This is a genomic window from Rhizobium sp. 'Codium 1' (genome assembly GCF_020889605.1).
Lineage (GTDB): Bacteria > Pseudomonadota > Alphaproteobacteria > Rhizobiales > Rhizobiaceae > Allorhizobium > Allorhizobium algae.
In genome coordinates, this window is sequence record NZ_JAJGPW010000003.1 from 55,554 (window position 1) to 74,359 (window position 18,806).

Annotated in this window: 21 protein-coding genes and 1 pseudogene; 9 read left to right on the plus strand and 13 right to left on the minus strand. The window is 62.4% G+C overall.

All coding sequences use genetic code 11. From position 1 onward, the window contains the following. Positions 1 to 11 precede the first annotated feature (11 nt). From LJE98_RS09705 to LJE98_RS09715, 3 genes are all read right to left on the minus strand, one after another. Positions 12 to 371 carry a response regulator gene (locus LJE98_RS09705; protein ID WP_229575021.1) on the minus strand — a complete coding sequence of 120 codons (360 nt, stop codon included), beginning with the start codon at positions 369 to 371 and terminating at the stop codon, positions 12 to 14. Positions 372 to 521: 150 nt separating this feature from the next. Next, positions 522 to 1,064 carry a hypoxanthine phosphoribosyltransferase gene (gene hpt / locus LJE98_RS09710; protein WP_229575022.1) on the minus strand — a complete coding sequence of 181 codons (543 nt, stop codon included), beginning with the start codon at positions 1,062 to 1,064 and terminating at the stop codon, positions 522 to 524. Positions 1,065 to 1,146: 82 nt separating this feature from the next. Continuing rightward, positions 1,147 to 1,797 carry a hypothetical protein gene (locus LJE98_RS09715; protein ID WP_229575023.1) on the minus strand — a complete coding sequence of 217 codons (651 nt, stop codon included), beginning with the start codon at positions 1,795 to 1,797 and terminating at the stop codon, positions 1,147 to 1,149. 198 nt (positions 1,798 to 1,995) lie between these two features. Here LJE98_RS09715 and ftsE point away from each other — a divergent pair, with 198 nt between their 5' ends. The 4 genes from ftsE (at position 1,996) to LJE98_RS09735 (ending at position 5,327) form a co-directional block, all read left to right on the plus strand. Beyond that, positions 1,996 to 2,655 carry a cell division ATP-binding protein FtsE gene (gene ftsE / locus LJE98_RS09720; protein WP_229575024.1) on the plus strand — a complete coding sequence of 220 codons (660 nt, stop codon included), beginning with the start codon at positions 1,996 to 1,998 and terminating at the stop codon, positions 2,653 to 2,655. Next, complete coding sequence (locus LJE98_RS09725) at positions 2,648 to 3,646, plus strand: cell division protein FtsX (RefSeq protein ID WP_229575025.1); 999 nt, start codon at positions 2,648 to 2,650, stop codon at positions 3,644 to 3,646. Before ftsE ends, LJE98_RS09725 begins: the two co-directional genes overlap by 8 nt. Positions 3,647 to 3,722: 76 nt before the next feature. Continuing rightward, entirely contained in the window at positions 3,723 to 4,448 is a 726-nt protein-coding gene (locus tag LJE98_RS09730; RefSeq protein ID WP_229575026.1) for a YdcF family protein, read from the plus strand. Between the two features lie 81 nt (positions 4,449 to 4,529). Beyond that, complete coding sequence (locus LJE98_RS09735; protein ID WP_229575027.1) at positions 4,530 to 5,327, plus strand: lysophospholipid acyltransferase family protein; 798 nt, start codon at positions 4,530 to 4,532, stop codon at positions 5,325 to 5,327. 11 nt (positions 5,328 to 5,338) lie between these two features. On the opposite strand, the gene LJE98_RS09740 is transcribed toward LJE98_RS09735, so the two are convergent. Further along, positions 5,339 to 5,872 (minus strand): gamma-glutamylcyclotransferase, encoded by a 534-nt coding sequence (locus tag LJE98_RS09740; RefSeq protein WP_229575028.1) that lies wholly within the window; start codon positions 5,870 to 5,872, stop codon positions 5,339 to 5,341. Positions 5,873 to 5,920: 48 nt separating this feature from the next. Here LJE98_RS09740 and LJE98_RS09745 point away from each other — a divergent pair, with 48 nt between their 5' ends. Continuing rightward, positions 5,921 to 6,931 (plus strand): DUF2125 domain-containing protein, encoded by a 1,011-nt coding sequence (locus LJE98_RS09745; RefSeq protein WP_229575029.1) that lies wholly within the window; start codon positions 5,921 to 5,923, stop codon positions 6,929 to 6,931. 15 nt (positions 6,932 to 6,946) lie between these two features. Here the strand turns inward: LJE98_RS09745 and LJE98_RS09750 are convergent. The 3 genes and pseudogenes from LJE98_RS09750 to LJE98_RS09760 form a co-directional block, all read right to left on the minus strand. After that, positions 6,947 to 7,894: pseudogene (locus tag LJE98_RS09750) on the minus strand (prephenate/arogenate dehydrogenase family protein); the annotation flags it as partial. Next, positions 7,870 to 8,973, minus strand: coding sequence for a pyridoxal phosphate-dependent aminotransferase (locus LJE98_RS09755; RefSeq protein ID WP_229575030.1), 1,104 nt, complete (start codon positions 8,971 to 8,973; stop codon positions 7,870 to 7,872). The gene LJE98_RS09755 and the pseudogene LJE98_RS09750, both read right to left, overlap by 25 nt. 134 nt (positions 8,974 to 9,107) lie before the next feature. Beyond that, positions 9,108 to 9,860, minus strand: coding sequence for a class I SAM-dependent methyltransferase (locus LJE98_RS09760; RefSeq protein WP_229575031.1), 753 nt, complete (start codon positions 9,858 to 9,860; stop codon positions 9,108 to 9,110). Positions 9,861 to 9,950: 90 nt separating this feature from the next. Between LJE98_RS09760 and gloB the strand changes: the two genes are divergently transcribed. Both gloB and LJE98_RS09770 read left to right on the plus strand, forming a co-directional pair. Further along, complete coding sequence (gene gloB / locus LJE98_RS09765; protein WP_229575032.1) at positions 9,951 to 10,721, plus strand: hydroxyacylglutathione hydrolase; 771 nt, start codon at positions 9,951 to 9,953, stop codon at positions 10,719 to 10,721. Beyond that, on the plus strand, positions 10,721 to 11,143 hold the full coding sequence (locus LJE98_RS09770; protein ID WP_229575033.1) for a cupin domain-containing protein: 423 nt from the start codon (positions 10,721 to 10,723) through the stop codon (positions 11,141 to 11,143). Before gloB ends, LJE98_RS09770 begins: the two co-directional genes overlap by 1 nt. Positions 11,144 to 11,152: 9 nt before the next feature. On the opposite strand, the gene LJE98_RS09775 is transcribed toward LJE98_RS09770, so the two are convergent. The 3 genes from LJE98_RS09775 to LJE98_RS09785 are packed head-to-tail and all read right to left on the minus strand — an operon-like array spanning position 11,153 to position 13,442. After that, positions 11,153 to 11,794, minus strand: a complete 642-nt coding sequence (locus tag LJE98_RS09775) for a lysoplasmalogenase family protein (protein WP_229575034.1) — start codon at positions 11,792 to 11,794, stop codon at positions 11,153 to 11,155. Between the two features lie 11 nt (positions 11,795 to 11,805). Then, positions 11,806 to 12,684 carry a DMT family transporter gene (locus LJE98_RS09780; protein ID WP_229575035.1) on the minus strand — a complete coding sequence of 293 codons (879 nt, stop codon included), beginning with the start codon at positions 12,682 to 12,684 and terminating at the stop codon, positions 11,806 to 11,808. A gap of 35 nt (positions 12,685 to 12,719) precedes the next feature. Beyond that, entirely contained in the window at positions 12,720 to 13,442 is a 723-nt protein-coding gene (locus LJE98_RS09785; RefSeq protein ID WP_229575370.1) for a DUF3108 domain-containing protein, read from the minus strand. 283 nt (positions 13,443 to 13,725) lie between these two features. Here LJE98_RS09785 and rpmB point away from each other — a divergent pair, with 283 nt between their 5' ends. Together rpmB and LJE98_RS09795 are read left to right on the plus strand one after the other, a co-directional pair. Continuing rightward, positions 13,726 to 14,016: a 50S ribosomal protein L28 gene (gene rpmB, locus LJE98_RS09790; protein ID WP_229575036.1), complete on the plus strand. Its 291-nt coding sequence runs from the start codon at positions 13,726 to 13,728 to the stop codon at positions 14,014 to 14,016. 151 nt (positions 14,017 to 14,167) lie between these two features. After that, positions 14,168 to 14,806 carry a queuosine precursor transporter gene (locus tag LJE98_RS09795; RefSeq protein WP_229575037.1) on the plus strand — a complete coding sequence of 213 codons (639 nt, stop codon included), beginning with the start codon at positions 14,168 to 14,170 and terminating at the stop codon, positions 14,804 to 14,806. 72 nt (positions 14,807 to 14,878) lie between these two features. On the opposite strand, the gene LJE98_RS09800 is transcribed toward LJE98_RS09795, so the two are convergent. The 3 genes from LJE98_RS09800 to cobS are packed head-to-tail and all read right to left on the minus strand — an operon-like array spanning position 14,879 to position 18,794. After that, positions 14,879 to 15,901, minus strand: coding sequence for an esterase-like activity of phytase family protein (locus LJE98_RS09800; protein WP_229575038.1), 1,023 nt, complete (start codon positions 15,899 to 15,901; stop codon positions 14,879 to 14,881). Further along, the gene (cobT, locus tag LJE98_RS09805; RefSeq protein WP_229575039.1) at positions 15,894 to 17,789 is read right to left on the minus strand and encodes a cobaltochelatase subunit CobT; all 1,896 of its coding nucleotides are present in this window, start codon (positions 17,787 to 17,789) and stop codon (positions 15,894 to 15,896) included. Before cobT ends, LJE98_RS09800 begins: the two co-directional genes overlap by 8 nt. A gap of 12 nt (positions 17,790 to 17,801) precedes the next feature. After that, the gene (gene cobS / locus LJE98_RS09810; RefSeq protein ID WP_229575040.1) at positions 17,802 to 18,794 is read right to left on the minus strand and encodes a cobaltochelatase subunit CobS; all 993 of its coding nucleotides are present in this window, start codon (positions 18,792 to 18,794) and stop codon (positions 17,802 to 17,804) included. Positions 18,795 to 18,806 lie beyond the last annotated feature (12 nt).

Sequence of the window (18,806 nt, forward strand, 5' to 3'; positions counted from 1 at the left end):
GACCGGGGACTTCAGCCAGAGAGCGCCGAAGCCACGGCCTTGCGGATATCAGGCAGGGCGAAAGGCTTGGAGACGACATCGACGATCTTCGCCGAAAGGTCGTCGGCACGCTCGCGCTGTTCCGCATAGCCCGTCATCAGCAGGATCTTCATCTCGGGAAATTCGGAATGGGCGCGATGGGCGAGCTCGATGCCGTCCATCACGGGCATGCGGATATCCGACAGCAAAAGATCGAAGGCACCTTCCGAAAGCTTTTCCAGGCCTTCGGCGCCATCGGCGGCTTCGTGCGTTTCATGGCCGTCGAGGCGAAGCGCCCGGGCGACGAAGGAGCGCAGGGAGTCTTCGTCTTCGGTGATGAGGATTCTCGCCATGGTTGAATACTACTCCCGCGTCTTTTGAGCCTTGCGAGAGGCAAATCACCAGACTTTCCTTGTCGAGTGGTAAACGCGGGACGCTTCGTCCCGCGCGATGGTTAACAGCTCACTGCCGTCGGGTGGTGCGATGTCCCCTTGCGGGACGGGTCAGGCGTCGCCCGTGACCACGCCGACAAAGGGCAGTTCGCGGAATGCATAGGCCACGTCCATGCCATAGCCGACGACGAAGTAGTCGGGGCATTCGAAACCGACGTAATCGGCCTCAAATACTTCTTTCCGCTTCACTTTCTTGTCGAGAAGAACGGCGATCGTGACACTGGCGGCGCCGCGCTCATACATCAGTTCCTTGGCGAATAGCAGGGTGCGACCGGACTCGAGAATATCGTCGATGAGGAGGATATTGCGCCCCTTCACGTCACTGTCGATGTCCTTGATGATCTTCACGCCCTGGGAGACCGTGCCTGTGCCATAGCTGGACAGGGTGATGAACTCGACTTCAGGCGCCAGGCCCACGTCATGCAACGCACGAATGAGGTCTGCGGCGAAGATGAAGGAACCCTTGAGCACCGAGATGACCAGAAGGTCGTCGCAGGGACCCTTGATGATATCCTGTGCGAGTTCGAGATTGCGCTGCCGGATCTGCTCGGCGGTAAAGAGCGGTTCGATATTCTTTCCGCGAACAACGGGCATGGGAAACTCCTAGCGTGTCGACCTGAGGTCCTTGAGCCGGCAACCTGCCGGAAAGGCAAGGCCCTTAGCACACGGGAGCCTGTTAGACACCCGCCTCTTCGAAGGAAAGCCGGACTTCCGGCGTTTTTCCACCAGGATGCTGAAGCCGGGTGACGATCCCGCGGCTCTCACCGCCATCGAGGCTTGCCACCGGTGGCTCTATATAGGTGCTGGCGACAACCTGCCCATCGAGCAGGAGATCGGCCCGGAGCTTGGGCAGGGTCACCGCACGGCCGGTGCGGTTCTCAAGGATGGCGTTGAGCAGCAGAACCCGCATGCCGTTGCGATCCTGCGGCGTGAGGTTCACATGGGTGAAATCGAGCGGCTTGGCAGCGATCTCGGGATGTTCGCCGCCGCCGAAAACAAGCTGGCCGGCGAGGGAAAACATGGACACGAAGGCGATGGCGACCAGAAGCGAGAAGGCGACATCCGAGAGTTGTTGAAGCCGGGTTTCGACGCGTTCAATCCCCCTGCGCAGCAAAGCGCGGAGATCAGAGGGCGCCGGCGCCGAGAACGGGGCGGCGGACGGACGCGGCGACGGCTTCGGAGTCTCGCGCACGGTGATGAATTGCGCATCGACGACATCGGCACGCCCCATGCGCTGATGGGGCTCGATCCGGCGGCGGGCACGATCCGGCGGCAGGAGGTCGAGGTCCGCAGCTGCGGCCTGCTTCTGATGACGGAAAGCGCTCATGCGTGCGGACCTTTCGCACAGCCAAATCGGATACCCGAAAGTCGGCGGTTGAAACGAATCCTCTCCAGACGTAAATTCAAATGGTTAATGCTTCGGAAACACGGGCGGAAAAGCCTGGAATCGGGAAGCATGTTTACCGGCCGTTGACGATCTTCGTTTACGAGCCCCAAACCTCGGACATCTCAGACTGGGCCCCCTTTGATCCATTTCGAAAATGTCGGCCTGCGCTATGGAATGGGACCGGAGATCCTCCGCGACCTGACCTTCGACCTGCCGAAAGGGTCCTTCCAGTTCCTGACTGGCCCGTCCGGCGCCGGCAAGACGACGCTGTTGCGGCTGCTCTTCATGTCCCTGCAGCCGACGCGCGGACTGATCAAGAGCTTCGGCCGCGACATCACCAGCATTCCGCGCGGCGAACTGCCCATGCTGCGCCGCCGCGTCGGCATCGTCTTCCAGGATTTTCGCCTGCTCGACCATCTGACCACGTATGAGAACGTGGCGCTGCCGCTGCGTGTGCGCGGCAAGGCGGAACAGACCTACAAGCAGGATGTCATCGAGCTCCTGAAATGGGTGGGTCTCGGCGAGCGCATCAACGTGCTGCCGCCGGTGCTTTCGGGTGGGGAAAAGCAACGCGTGGCGATTGCCCGCGCCCTGATCGACCGGCCGGAAATCCTGCTCGCCGACGAGCCGACGGGCAATGTCGATCCGCCCATGGCGCGCCGGCTTTTGAGCCTTTTCCTGGAACTCAACCGCCTCGGCACGGCGGTGGTCATCGCGACCCACGATCTCGCGCTGATGGACCAGGTGGATGCGCGACGGATGATCCTCACCGACGGGCGGCTCGACATCTATGAATGAGATCACCCCAAATCCCGGCCAGAAGAAGCGCCGCGTCGAGATGACAGTGCGGCCGACCGGCCCGATCCTGCCGCCGTCGAACATCCAGGGCAATGCCCTGATGGTGGTGATCGCCATCATGGCCTTCCTCGCCTGCCTGACGCTTGGCGGCGTTTCCATGGTGCGCGCGACGGCATCCAGCTGGCAAAGCGAGATTTCCCGCGAAATCACCATCCAGATCACGCCCGCAGACGGGCTCGACATGGGGGCAGCGCTCGTCAAGGCCCGCGACCTGGCGCTGACCTTTGTCGGCACACGCGACGGCCAGATCATGGACGACAGCGCAACGGCCCGCCTGCTCGAACCCTGGCTGGGCACCGGATTGAACCTGGAGGACCTGCCGGTTCCTCGGCTGATCGTCATCACCATCGACGAGAGCAATCCGCCGGATTTCGAGGCCATGCGCGCGCTGCTGAAGGTGGAGGTGCCGCAGGCATTCCTCGACGATCACCGCACCTGGGTCGACCGACTGGTGCAGATGGCAAGCACGACGGTGCTGATTGGCTCCGGCATCCTCATCCTCGTCTTCACGGCCATGGTGCTGACCGTGGTCTTCGCGACCCGCGGCGCCCTGTCCGGCAACCGCCACATCATCGAAGTGCTGCACTTCGTCGGCGCCGAAGGAAGCTTCGTCGCGCAGGAGTTCCAGAAGCACTTCCTGAAGATCAGCCTCAAGGGGGCGGCAGCCGGCGGCCTGCTCGCCGCAGTCTTCTTCGCGCTGGCCGGTTTCTGGCAGAGTCGCTCGCTGGCGACCCCGGAAAGTGACCAGGCGACCGCGCTCTTCGGCACCTTCACCATTGGCTGGGGAGGTTATGTCGGCATTTTCGCGACCATGGTCGTCATCGCGCTTTTGACCACGATCACGGCACGGTTGACGGTGATGCGGACGATCTACGAAATCGACCTGATCCGCTCGGATCCGGCCCGCACCGACGGCTTGCTGGACGACTAACGAAAACTCGCATGTTGACTTGCCTTAAAGCCGCCTGTTCGCTGTGGGAAATCCCGGCTAATCACGGGCAATGAGCATGGATCGCATGACGCCAAATCAACCATTGCGAGACGGCGACCGGCCCCGTTCGGACGCCGGCCTTTTCGCGCGGAAAGGCCTGATCCGCAGGGTTTTGCGCTATGGCGGCATGCTTGTCATCCTGTGCACGGCCGTGCTCGTGGCTGGCTTCCTCGTCTTTGCTGATTCGGTCACCGGCATGCGACCGCCCGAGACGGTGAAGGCCGATGCAATCGTTGTGCTGACCGGCGGCTATCAGCGAATCGAGCAGGCGATCGACCTTTTGAAGCGCGGCTACGGTGAAAGACTGCTGATTTCGGGCGTCAATCCGGCAACGACGCCCGGCCAGATCCGCAAGGCGACGCGAACCTCGCCGGATGTTTTCGAATGCTGCGTGGACATCGGTTACGGTGCAATCGACACGATCGGCAATGCGAACGAGACGGCGATCTGGATCCGCGACAAGGGCTACGGTTCCGTTCTGGTCGTGACCAGCAATTACCATCTGGCCCGCAGCCTGATGGAACTGCGGCGCGGCGCACCAGACACCGAGTTCATCGGCTACCCCGTGGTGAACGCCGACCTGAAGACCCGGGCCTGGTACAGCGAGCCGGACGCGATGCGCACCATGCTGGCGGAATATGTCAAGACGGTTGTCGCCTATGTCCGGGGCGTGACCGGCTGGAGCCGGGACCAGGGACTGCGCCCGGAAGGCGAAATCACCGAATCTGGCCGCAGCTCCTGACGGATCAGCGCAAGCGAGCGCTTTTGCTCATCGCAGTTTTCCTCTAAGCACGTCTTTGCCCGCCCTCGAGAGCCACATGATATGATCCAACTGCGTTCAATCCTCTTCAACATCGCCTTCTATGCAAATCTGATCCTCAGGATGATCGTGCTGTCACCGATCTATTTCCTGCTGCCGCGCAAGAAGGCCTTCTTTGTGCCGAAGGACTGGGCGCGCTCCAACCACTGGCTGATGGAGAAGATCGTCGGCACGACCTTCACTGTGGAGGGACTGGAAAACATCCCGAAAAGCGGTGGTTATATTCTTGCCCCGAAACATCAGTCTTTCTGGGACACCTATGCGCTGCTGCCCTGGCTGGATGACCCGGTCTATATTCTCAAGCGCGAATTGATGTGGATCCCGATCTTCGGCTGGTATGTGGCCAAACAGCGCATGATTCCGGTCAATCGCGGCGCCAAGGGCAAGGTGATGGCGCAGGTGATCGAGCGCACCAAGCTGGAAATGGCGAACGGCCGTCAGCTGATCATCTATCCCGAAGGTACACGGCGCCCGCCGGGTGCAGCGCCGGACTACAAATATGGCATCGCGCGCCTCTACCGGGACATCAATGTGCCGGTCGTGCCGGTTGCCATGCATCCCGGCCTGTTCTGGCCGCGCCGCAAGTTCCTGCGCTTTCCGGGACATTTCGTCGTGCGCATCCTGCCACCGATCGAGCCGGGTCTCGACCCCGACGTTTTCCATGAGACGCTGATGCAGCGGCTGGAGGCGGCAAGCGACGAATTGCTGGTGAAAACGGCGAGGGAGAACCCTGATCTGCCGCTGCCGCCAACCGCCGTCAACAGGCTGAAGGAACTCGAAGCGCGCCAGACGCATTCCTAGGAAGAAGACGATCAGTCTCCGGACGGATCCGGGACGATCGCCGATGCCACGCTTTCGAGCCAGTGGTCGCGAATCCCGAGTTCTCGCAGATGCGCGACCGTATTGGCGACGTAGACCGGATTGGGACCGGACCGGCCCACAGCGCCCTCGACGATGCGGGCCGCCGCCTCGACGGTGATGGCGCCTGCATACTGCGGATGGGCTCGGTCGATGACATAGGTCAGGGCGCGGATCTCGCGTCCATCGGCGACACGGGTGCGGACATGGCGTTCGAGATAGACACTGGTGACCAGCTCGCGTTCACGCAGATAGTCCACCGTGGACTGCCAGTCGGAAGGCGCCACGCGAAAGGCGACACCCTTGCAGGAACCACCCCGGTCGAGCCCGAGCACGAGACCCGGACGCTCTTGCGTCCCGCGATGGACATAGGACCGGACACAGAGCGCACGGCGATAGCCGCCGAGATGGGCAAGTACCCGCTCTTGATAGGGGAAGCCCGGATTCCACATCAGCGAGCCGTAGCCAAAGACCCAAAATTCGTCCATATCGCACGCCAATCCAAGTCACAGCAGTGATCGCAACGAGGAGCAACCATGGCCATGTCGACCGCGCCGGAAAGCCCGATCAGCCGAAAGGTCGTCCGGCTCGGGGTTTTGATCGTCCTCGTCATCGCTGTCTATAGCGTCGGGTGGTATTTCGCTGCAGAATTCCTGAAGAATCGCATTCTGGCCTTCTTCGGCGGCGGAAATCCGGCAGGCGTCACCGCATCCTGCGAAGACGCAACGATGGGCGGCTATCCCTTCCGCTTCCGTCTCAATTGCTCGCGGCTCACAGTCGACGATCACTTCCAGGGCGTCGCGGCCTCCTTCGGCCCGGTGCGGGCGGCAGCCCAGATCTACAATCCGGGCCACATCGTCTGGGAGATGGATGCACCGGCCGAGATCCGCTCCGCGCTTGGCTTCAATACGGCACTCGATTGGACCAACATGCAGTCGAGCTTCCGCATCGGCCTTTCCGGCCTGTCGCGCAGCTCGCTGATGCTGGAGGGGCTGAACGCGACGGTGACCTCGACAGCCTCCAGTCTGGCTTTGCAGGTGACAGCGCCCAGCGCCCAGTCGCACGTACGCCAGAACGAGGGCAACCTCGACTATGCGACATTGGTGCGTGATATGGTCGTGTCCGTCGGGGGGGAAAAGATCGCACTGCCGCCGATCTCGACGAGCCTCGATGCGACGCTTGCCGACAAGGGGGGCCTGCTCGACCCGCGGGTGGCGCAGGACCAGCGGCTCTACGGCACCCGTGGCGAGATCCGCCGGATGGTCGTCGATCTCGGTGAAGGCCGGGTGCTGACCCTGAGCGGCCCCTTCGAAGTGGGCGAGGACGGGCTGATTTCCGGGCGCATCAAGGTCGAAGTCGAACAGGTCCGTGCCTGGCGCGATGCCATGAAAACAGCCTATCCGGAAGAGGCCGACATGATCGACAATGTCGCCAACGTGCTTCGGGCCCTCGCGTTCGGCCGTGACAACAGCGAGGCCGAAATCACCATCCAGAACGGCGTGGCCGCCCTCGGTTTCATCCCGCTTGGACAGATCCCGCCGCTCTGAGGCCGCGGGACTGGCTCACTTGTCCAGCGAGTGGCGGCCGAAGTCTGGCACGTCGACGTCCTGGCCAGCCTGGACGATCGAGCGGCGGATGGTGCGGGTCCGCGAAAACAGCTCGAACAGCTTGTCCCCCTCGCCCCAGCGGATCGCCCGCTGCAGATAGGCGAGATCTTCCGAAAAGCGCGCCAGCATTTCGAGGATGGCATCCCTGTTGTGCAGGCACACATCCCGCCACATGGTCGGATCCGAAGCGGCAAGACGCGTGAAGTCGCGGAAACCGGACGCCGAATATTTGATGACTTCCGATTCCGTCACCGTCTCCAGATCATCGGCCGTACCGACGATGTTGTAGGCAATGATGTGCGGCAGGTGCGAGACAATGGCGAGCACCTTGTCGTGGTGGTGCGGGTCCATCTCGTCACACATCGATCCCAGCGCTTCCCAGAAGCCGCGCAGGCGGGCGAGCGCCTGGCCGTCGGTGCCCTCGAGCGGTGTGAAGATGCACCAGCGGCCCTTGAAGAGACCCGCAAAACCGGCGTCCGGGCCGGACTTTTCCGTCCCCGCCAGCGGGTGGCCGGGAATGAAATGCACGCCGTCTGGCATGTGCGGCGCCATCTGCGCGATAACGGACGCCTTGGTCGAGCCGACATCGGTGACGATGGCACCGGCCTTCAGGTGCGGCGCAATCTGTTTGGCGACGGCTTCCGATGCGCCGACGGGCACGGATACGATGACAAGATCGGCGTCCCTGACCGCCTCGGCTGCGGAGGCGTTGTAAGCCGTGCCGAGCTCCAGCTCTTCCGCCCGCCTCAGCGTCTCGGCGCTGCGGGTCGAGATGACGACCTCTTTCGCCAGACCGAGCCTCTTGACGTCGCGGGCGATCGACGAGCCGATGAGGCCGATACCGATCAGGGCGATGCGGTCGAACAGGATTTCAGACATCACGTGCGTTCCATGAATTCTGTGAGGGCGGCGATCACACCGATATTGGCCTCTTCGCTGCCGATCGTCATGCGGAGTGCATCTGGAAAACCATAGGACGAGACGGCGCGCAAGACGAAGCCGCGTTCTGTCAGGAAGCGATCGGCATCTGCGGCCCGCTTCCCGTCCCGGTTGGGGAAGTGGATCAGAAGAAAATTGGTGACCGAAGGCGTGACGTCGAGGCCGAGCGCGGTGAATGCCTCGGAGACGCGTGCGCGCCAGACCTCGTTGTGCTCGACGGCCTTTGCCACATGCGCCTGGTCGCGCATGGCGGCGGCACCGGCGAGGAGCGCCGGCGTGTTGATGTTGAACGGGCCACGCACCCGGTTCATCGCATCGATGATGTCGACCGGTCCAAAGATCCAACCGATGCGCAGAGCCGCAAGCCCGTAGACCTTGGCGAAGGTCCGGGTCATCACGACGTTGCGGTTGGCAGAGACGAGTTCCACTCCGGCCTCGTAGTCATTGCGGCGGACATATTCGGCATAGGCTGCGTCAAGTACCAGGATCACATGCGATGGCAGGGCCGCATGCAGCCGCTTGATGTCGGCATAGGGCACATAGGTGCCGGTCGGATTGCCGGGATTGGTGAGGAACACGATCTTCGTGCGCCCGGTAACGGCGGCCAGGATCGCATCGACATCGACGCGCCGATCGTTTTCCTTGACCGTCACCGGTGTTCCACCGGCCGCCAGGATCTGGATCCGGTAGAGCAGGAATCCATGCTCCGTGATGATGCCCTCGTCGCCCGGTCCAAGATAGATATTGGCAAGCAGGGCAAGCAATTCGCCCGAACCATTGCCGCAGAGGATGTTGGCCGGGTTCAGGCCATGGACCTCGGCGATCGTATCCCGGAGCATACGGGCCTGACCGTCGGGATAGATCTCGAGCGTTTCGGCAGCGATGCGGAAGGCATCCATGGCCTTCGGGCTCGGGCCGACAGGTGTTTCATTGGACGACAGCTTGAAGACACGCGCAACGCCGCCCGCATGGTCCTTGCCAGGAACATAAGCGGCGATTTCCATAACCCCCGGACGGGGTACCGGCTTTATCGAGGCGTTCATGAGGCTCATTCCCGGCCGTCGGGCGGCAAGAGGCCACCCCTTCACTTGGGGCTTGGGATTACTTCGGAACGCAGCGTTTGTCGAGGCAGGCGAGCGCCGCAGCCCGTCGCGGTGACGAATGCAATGTCAAAGGGTCAGACCAGAGGCAGCCGGTTGCGCGTCGTCGGCACACCCTGCGGCGCGAGAACGGGGGCGAAGACGCGGCGCGAGGCACGCGAGGCGACCGGAAGCCCCTGATAGAGCCTTTTCTGAGCCTCGACCACGATGACACCGGAAAAGGCAGGCCAGAGCACGCTGCCGAGACGCTCGAAACCGCGCCGAAGTCTCAAGATCGCCCGGATTTTCGACGGCGGGAAAAACAAGGCCTCCGCCGAGGCACCGGGCGTGAAATTGGTTTCGCGCATGAGCGAGGTGAGCTGCCCGCGCGAATAGGGACGGCCCGAGCCGAAGGGCGTATGCTCCATGCGGGCCCAGACGCCGCGACGATTGGGCACGACGATGACCAGGCGCCCGCCCGGCGCCAGCACCCGCCAGACCTCCTTCAGCGTCTCGCGCGGGTTCTCTGCAAATTCCAGCGAATGGACCATCAGCACGCGGTCGACGGAACTGTCCGGCAGCGGCAGTTCCTCATCGAAAACCAGCGCCGTGGCCGAGGGTTCGCCGACCGGCCAGTTCACCGCGCCCTGCCCGGCCGGCATGAAGGCCATCGTGCGCTCGGTATCGGCACGGAAGCGATCGAGAAAGGGACTGCAGTAGCCGAGGCCGACCAGCCGCTCCTGCGGCAGCCGTGCCCAGACCGACGACAACGCCTGCGCAATCGACTGCTCCGCAACCCGGCCGAGCATCGTATAATAAAACTGCCTTAGATCGACGATATCGACATGCATGAACTTATTGTTAGCAGCCCATCATTGGACTTCAAGACGTGAGCAGGTACATTCGCTGCAAAGAGGTGGGACATAAAAAGCGGGTCGACAATGAAATCTCTGCAGATTGAAGTTTTCATCTGCCGAAGTGACAACTTCGGCGTACTTCTTCATTGCCCCGAGACGGGTGAGACGGCCTCGATCGACGCCCCGGAATTCGATCCGATCGTCAAGGCAGCCGAAAAACACGGCTGGACGATCACCCATATCTTCACCACGCATCATCATGGCGACCATGTCGATGCCAATTTGGCGCTGAAGGAAAAATACGGCTGCGAGATCATCGGCCCGCGCAACGAGGCTGCAGCGATCCCCGGTATCGACCGAACCGTCGGCGATGGCGACGAGTTCACCTTCGGCAAGCGACCGGTGCGCGTGATCGAGACGCCGGGCCACACGGCAGGTCACATCTGCTTTCACCTGCCCGACGACATGCTGCTCTTTGCTGCCGATACGCTGTTTGCGCTCGGATGCGGGCGGCTTTTCGAACGCTCGGCGCTCGACATGTGGCACTCGCTGCAGAAACTCGCCGCACTGCCAGACGAAACGATCGTCTATTTCGGCCATGAATACACGCTCTCGAATGCACGTTTCGCGGTGACCATCGATCCGGAAAACACCCGGCTGAGATCCCGCGCAGAACTGATCGAGATGCAGCGCAAGCGCGGCGATTTCACCGTTCCGACGACGATCGGCCTCGAGAAGGAGACCAACCCCTTCCTGCGCGCCGGCGACCCGGACGTCCGCAGGACGCTCGGCATGGAAGACGCGACCAATGACGAGGTCTTCGCCGATATCCGCAAGCGCAAGGACACGTTTTGATGCAGCCAGCCGACATCATCGAAACCCTCGGCATGCAGCGCCATCCCGAGGGGGGCTGGTATGTGGAAACCTGGCGTGACGCAAACGGCGGATCGCGGGGGCATTCGACGGCGATCTACTACCTCCTCCAGGCCGGCGAGCGATCGCACTGGCACAAGGTGAAGGATGCGGCCGAGGCCTGGCACTACTATGCCGGTGCGCCGCTCGCACTTCATCGCTCGAAGGATGGGGTCACACAGGAAACCGTGGTGCTTGGCCTGGACTTTGCCGCAGGTCAGCGCCCCCAGGCGATCATCGCGGCGGATGAATGGCAGTCCGCCGAGAGTCTGGGCGCCTTCACCCTCGTCGGCTGCACGGTCGCACCCGGCTTCGACTTCTCCGTCTTCGAAATGGCCCCGCCTGGATGGGCCCCTGGCCCCTAGTTTCTCCGGTCAGTAGATGGACAGCGTAAGCGTCAGGACCACTTGCGCCGCATAATAGGTCACCCAGACAATATAGGCAGCGACACCATCCATCGGATGGTCGGGTCCGAACCAGTATTTCCGCATCGTCAGGATGAGATCGGACAGCATGAAGAGGCTGGCGCCGACGAAGACGAGCGGGTTCTGGAGACCAAGGGTCAGCCAGACAAACGCCATGAAAAGCAGGATATAGAGGCCAATCGGAAGCGCAAGCCGCCCGGCCGGTTTCCAGATGCGCACGAGGACGCCGAGTGTGAGGACAGCGATGAGGCCGCCTGCAACGACGCGCCAGAGCGCAGCGAAAGCGATCGACGGATCGGCGATGGAAATCAGAAGCAGGACATAGGCAACATGTGCGAGCAGGAAGGCTGCGACACCGCCGATAAAGGCACGTTCACCGTCGAAGGCAAGCGATAGATCGCCAAGCGCCCCGAGTGCCAGCGCGGCCACCAGCAAGGGTGGGGCGTCGACCGCAAAGGCGTAGAGCGCGAGCAGAAGGACCGGCAGCGTCTTCCACACGGCCCGCAAGACGGTCTTGTCCCGCGGCAGGATCCAGAGATAGCCACTGCCGAGCGCGATCGAGAGCCAGAGAATACTGGTCGCACTTGCCATTCAGCCCTCCGTCAGGTTGCCCGTTCCCTTTTCCGGAAGACCATATCGCGAGCGGCAAGCATGGCGCCACCGGTGATCAGCAGGCAGGCCAGGCCAATATTGACACTGAGTTCGCCGAAACCGGACAGGATCAGGATCAGCGTGGAAAAGAGCGGCGCGGCATAGCTGGATGCGCCGAGGATCTGGATGTCGCCGTTCTTCACGCCATAGTCCCAGACATAGAAGGCCAGTCCGACGGGAAAGAGGCCAAGCCCGACCACGGCGGCCCATTGTGCCAGATCGTCGGGCCAGACGGTGGTTTCGAGGACGAGATGGCAAGCGAGGGAGAGGAGGGATGTGGCCAGGCACAAGCCGGTCACCACGTCCGTGGAGACCTTCTCGAACTTGCGGCTGATGAGCGAATAGGCGGCCCAGGTGAAGGCGCAGAGAAAGGCGGTGAAATAGCCGAGGCTATAGGCCGGATCAAAGGCAAAGCCGTTCTTGCCGACGATTAGCGCGGTGCCTACAAGACCGCAGAGCGCTCCGACAATGTGGTGCCAGCCGAGCTTTTCGCCCGGCAGGAATGCCGAGCCGACGACGATCAGAAGCGGCCAGAGATAGGCAATAAGTCCGGCCTCGACGGCCGGCGCGTTCCGAAGCGCAGTAAAATAGAAGAAATGATAGCCGAAGAGGCCACCGACACCGGCGAGCCAGACCTTCGGCGACTGGCGAAGTCCCTTCAGGCGCGCAGGCTGGGCGATGAAGAGCAGAATGCCCGGCAGGCTGCCGATGGCAAAGGTGATGGCCGAAAGCTGGAAGGGCGGCATGGTGCCGGAGGCAGCCGTCATGAGGGCGAGGAAGGACCACATCAGGATCGCCGTGAACCCGATGAGCGTTGCCTTGGTCTTCATGAAGTCCCCCTGAGGCGGGGCTCGCCCGCTGCACTCTAGCCGTCGAATTTCTCTGCGGTCACATGCACCGTCCCGTAACGCGTCGGGATCTTCGCATAGACGGGAGCATATAGCTTCAGCGTCGCCGTCTTGGCAAACCAGATCTCCATGCCGGTGACCGACTTCAGGTATTCGATGTCCTTGCGTCCCTTGCGATAGCCGGACTTCGGCACATAGCGGACCGAGCAGACGATCGCCTCACCCTTCGCGCTGCCGGCCGTAAACCTGGATAAGCGGTTCGGTGACAGGACGAGATCCATGCGGCTCTCTCCGTCATAGACCGGCAGGGTCTGCCCGCAGACATCCGCATCGCCGGGGATCAGCAGTGCCCCGATCGGATCCAGCACCGCCTTGAGGTCAGAGGCCTTCACGGGCACCCAGGAGCCCGGCTTGGGGCGCTCGGGCTTGACGCGGGTCTCCACGACATTGCCGCCTGAAAACAGGACTTCATAGGTGCTTGCCCGCTTCCCACTCTTGTAATCCAGCGCATAACGCCGGGGCAGCATTCGCCCACCGGTCATCGTACCGCTGACCGTGCTTTTGGCGGCGACCTCGCGGACGATGTCGACGAGCCCGGAAGAGTGGAACTGGCCGGAAATCGTGTAGCGATCGGAGATCACTTCCGTCTGGAAAGTCATGCGCGCAATGGGCAGGATGCCCAGCGCCACGCTGTAGCTGGTATGGTATCGATAATCTTCGGCACCGGCGCCTGGAGGCATCAGGGCGAGGAAGGCAAGGGAAAGGCCGATGAAACGCAAGGCGCCATCTCCATTTGGGGGGGCAGCGCCGGAATGCCGGCGCAATCGAGCATGCATACTTGCCACGGACTGTGGCAAGAAAATATCCGAGAGATCGGCCAGAGCCGGAAAATCCAAGGTTTGGCTTGACGCGCCGGTTCTCACTGACTATAGAACCGCAACTTTCCAATCAGACGCTGTTGGATTGCCTCGCCGGCATTTGGCCGGAAGCGATGCGATAGCCTAGAAAAACAATAGGTGTACCATGTCCCGCAGTTGCGAATTGACCGGCAAGGGCGTCCAGTCGGGCAACAATGTAAGCCACGCGAACAACAAGACCAGGCGCCGGTTCCTGCCGAACCTGTGCGACGTCACGTTGATCTCGGATGCTCTGAACCAGCGCTTCCGCCTGCGCGTTTCGGCTGCCGCCCTGCGCACCGTCGAACATCGCGGTGGCCTCGACGCATTCCTGCTCAAGGCTTCCGAAACCGATCTGAGCATGCGCGCTCGTCTGCTGCGTCGCCAGATCGTCAAGAAGACCGCTGAAGCCGCGTAATTACGCCATTCGGCCAGATTTTCGAAAGGCTTGACCGGATCGCCGGGCAAGCCTTTTCGTTTTGGGTGAACATGCACGGCAGAAAGCCCGGCACGCGCACCAGACCAACATCCCTGTCCCTCCAACTGGTGGCATCACCCAGGATAAAAAAATGCTGAACAAGCGCTATTTCCTTCTCTACAGCCTGCTGATGACGGCCGTCGTGGTCGCCTCGAACTTCCTCGTCCAGCACCCGGTCAACGGCGTCCTGGCCGGCATCAATCTCGCCGATCTCCTGACCTTCGGCGCTTTCACCTATCCCATCGCATTTCTCGTCACCGACCTGACCAACCGTCAGTTCGGACCGCAGGCGGCACGCCGCGTGGTCCTCGTCGGCTTCATCGCCGGCGTTCTCCTGTCGATCCTGCTCGCCACGCCGCGCATCGCGGTTGCCTCGGGCACGGCTTTCCTGGTCGGCCAGTTGCTCGACATTTCGGTCTTCAACAGGCTTCGCCAGAAGTCCTGGTGGAAGGCGCCGCTGATGGGTTCGCTGATCGGTTCCGTGCTCGACACGCTCATCTTCTTCTCGCTCTCCTTCGCGCCGGCCTTCGGCTTTATCGGGCCGAACGACGAATTCGCCATCGCTGCGGCCCCGATCCTCGGCGTCATGGCTTCGGAAGCACCGCGCTGGATCTCCTGGGCGATCGCCGACTTCGGCGTGAAGATGCTGATCGGCGTGATCATGCTCCTGCCCTATGGCGCCCTGATGAGCGTCGTGCGCCCCATGCCGACGGCTTCGCGCCCGACCTGACGCGAGCACGAGCAACGCAATGACACAGCCCCGGGAGACCGGGGCTGTTTTCATTTGTGAAATACGACGAAATCAGTCCTGTGGCGCGAGCCGGAACTCGAGCATGAGCGTGCGCTGCAGGATCGAATGGTTGTCGTCGGAGACGACGATCAGCCGGACGGATCCATCGGGCTCGGGGAGGACGTCGAGGCCTTCCATATTGTCGATCTGCGACCGGTAATTCGCCTCGAACAGGATCTCCCCGTCGACAACCGCGTCCGGGAGAATACTGACCGCCTCGATCCGCCGCAGGCGCATGCCGACACCGGTGGCGATCGAGAAGCGGCGCTCGAGCAGGAGAAGATCCCCGTCAGGCAGGTAAGCCGCGTCGGTTATCTCGAAGTTGTCACGCGGCCGCACACGAAACTGACCGGCCCGTGGCCCGCCGAGGATGGCCGCGTAGATATTGCCGTTCTCGTCGAAACTCTTTTCCGTAATCGCCACCAGGGCACCCTCGATCGGGCTGCCCTTGGGCGCGATCACGAGAGATTCGAACCCGCCATTGCTATGAAGGATGTCGAGGTCGAAGGGGAAAGCGAGCGGGTCAGACGGCAAAGCCTTGCCGAGATCGGCAAGAGGCGCATAGGTCACCACGCGATGCCGCTGCTCGAAGCCGACAAAGGCGCGGTCGCCATCCAGCGCAAGGCTTTCGGCATCGACCAGGAACTTGCTCGGGCTCTCTCGTCCCGAAACATCGAGGAGCGGCGCAAGGCGGACGGCTTCGAGCCCCGAGATACGGCCCTCGGCATTACGTTGCAGACGGCCCTCGATCCAGTAGCCGGTGTCGAAGACCCCGAGGAAGGATTGTGCGTCGCGGAAGCGGATCGACGAAAACGCGCCGAAGAGCGGCTCGGACGACGAAAGTTCGACGCCACCTACGAATGTGAGCCCCGGCGACAGCGTCGGGTTGCCGCCAAGCTCGGTGATCACGTCACCTTCGACCGTGATGGGGAGCATCTCGCCGGGCGGGATGATGGCGGGCGTGCAGGATGCGAGTGCGACAAGGACCGACAGGGCACATACACCACCCAGCATCCGTGCGGATCGCTCAGGCACGCAGGCGCGCCCGGCCTGAGCCACCGGAGGGCTTTTCCTCGAAGAGCGAGGCGAGCTGCTCCGTCATCGCGCCGGCCAGTTCATCGGCATCGACGATCGTGACGGCTCGGCGATAATACCGGGTGACGTCATGGCCGATACCGATCGCCAGCAGTTCGACCGGAGACTTCGTCTCAATCTGCTCGATCACGGCGCGCAGATGCCGCTCGAGATAATTGCCGGGATTCACTGACAGCGTCGAATCATCGACCGGCGCACCATCGGAGATCATCATCAGGATCTTGCGCTGTTCGCGCCGACCGATCAGACGATTATGCGCCCACATCAATGCTTCGCCGTCGATATTCTCCTTGAGCAGACCCTCGCGCATCATCAAGCCGAGATTGCGGCGCGACCGGCGCCAGGGGGCGTCAGCGGACTTGTAGATGATGTGGCGCAGGTCGTTGAGGCGTCCCGGCGCCGATGGCTTGCCACCCGCCAGCCACTTTTCTCTGGACTGACCGCCCTTCCAGGCCTTGGTTGTAAAGCCGAGGATCTCGACCTTGACGCCGCAGCGCTCTAGCGTCCGCGCCAGAATATCGGCGCAGGAGGCGGCAACCGTGATCGGGCGTCCGCGCATCGAGCCGGAATTGTCGATGACCAGCGTCACGACGGTATCGCGGAACTTGGTGTCCTTCTCCTTCTTGAAGGAGAGCGGCTGCATCGGATCGATGATCAGGCGCGTCAGGCGTGCCGGGTCGAGGTAACCCTCTTCGAGGTCGAAGTCCCAGGAGCGGTTCTGCTGCGCCATAAGGCGGCGCTGCAATCGGTTGGCAAGCCGGCCGACGGCACCCTGGAGATGCGCGAGCTGTTTGTCGAGGAAGGCGCGCAGCCGCTCAAGCTCGGCCTCGTCGCAGAGCTCTTCTGCCGTGATTTCCTCGTCGAAATCCTGGGTGAAGATCTTGTAGTCGACCTTCTCGTTGAAATCATCGAATGGAGTCGCCGGTCGGCGCATCTCGCCGGGCGTCTCGCTGTCGTCGTCGCCCTCGTCCGACATTTCCTCTTCGGAGATCTCGGCGCCGTCCATCTCGCCATCGTCGAGCTGCTCCTGCGACGCTTCGCTCTCCTCCGCAGGCGCGGACTCCTGGCCTGCCTCTTCCTCGGCGCTTTCCTGGTCCTGCTCGCCGCTGCGCGGCTGCTCCTCATCGGTGGACTGATCGTCTTCCCCCTGCTCCTCGTCGTCACCGACGTCCTCGGCCATTTCCATGGACGACAGCATGTGGCGGATCACGCGGGAGAAGGCCTGCTGGTCTTCGATGACGGTGGAGAGATTGTCGAGGTCGGCGCCAGCCTTGTCCTCGATGAAGGGACGCCAGAGATCGAGCACCTTGCCTGCCGATTCAGGAGCCTTCTTTCCGGTCAGCTTTTCACGCACCAGCATGGCGACCGCTTCGCCGATCGGCGCGTCTTCCTGCCGGCTGATGGTCGAGAAATTCGCCTTGGCATATTTCTCGGTGTTCATAGACTGAATGTTGGAGGCGACGCCCGGCATGCGCAGCGAACCGAGCGATTCCACGCGTGCTTGCTCGACCGCATCGAAGATGGCGCGCGCATCGGCACCCTGCGGCGCCATGCTGGCATGGACCTTCTGGTCGTGACAGGCGAGGCGTAGGGCCATCGAGTCACCGAGACCACGGGTCACGGCCAGTTCATGCGCGGTCGGACGCTTGGAGATTTCCGGCAGGCGGATACGCTCGCCGGCGAGTCCCGGACGATCATTGGCGAAGGCGACCTCGACCTGCGGATCACCCGCGATCGACCGCACGCAACCGGTGATGGCACGGCGCAGCGGCTCGGTGTCCACTCCGCCGGTGGCCTTGGCCTTCGAATTGTCGCCGCGCCCTGCCATGCTTCTCAGTCCTTATGCGCCGAGTACGATATTGGCCGCACTTTCCTTGAGTTCCACGCCGAAGGCGCGCTGATACTGTTCGGCCACCAGCGTGCGCTCGAGCTCGTCGCACTTGTTGAGGAAGGTGACGCGGAACGCAAAGGCGACATCGCCGAAGATCTCGGCATTTTCCGCCCAGGTGATGACGGTACGCGGGCTCATGACGGTCGAAAGATCGCCGTTGACGAAGGCGGCGCGCGTCAGATCCGCAAGGCGGACCATACGCGAGACGGTGTCGCGACCCTCGGCGGTCGAACCGAAGCTCTTGACCTTGGCCGAGACGATATCGACTTCCTTGTCATGCGGCAGATAGTTCAGCGTTGTGACGATGGACCAGCGGTCCATCTGCGCCTGGTTGATCTGCTGCGTACCGTGATAGAGGCCGGTCGTGTCGCCGAGGCCGACCGTGTTGGCGGTCGCGAAGATACGGAAGGCGGGATGCGGACGGATGACGCGGCTCTGGTCGAGCAGCGTCAGGCGGCCCGAGCTTTCCAGCACGCGCTGGATGACGAACATGACGTCGGGGCGGCCGGCATCGTATTCGTCGAAGACCAGTGCCACATTGTGCTGGTAGGCCCAGGGCAGGATGCCGTCCTTGAATTCGGTGATCTGTTTGCCGTCCTTGAGGACGATGGCGTCCTTGCCGACGAGATCGATACGGCTGACATGGCTGTCGAGATTGACGCGCACGCAGGGCCAGTTGAGACGGGCAGCGACCTGCTCGATATGCGTCGACTTGCCGGTGCCGTGGAAGCCGGAGACCATGACGCGGCGATTGTGCGCGAAACCGGCGAGAATGGCGAGCGTGGTTTCCCGGTCGAAAAGATAGTCCGGATCGAGGTCCGGTACATAGGCATCGCCCTTGGAATAGGCCGGGACGCGGATGTCGCTGTCGATACCAAACACCTCGCGCACCGACACAGTGGTGTCGGGGAGATTGGTAATATCAAGATCAATTTTGCTCATCGTTTCTCCATG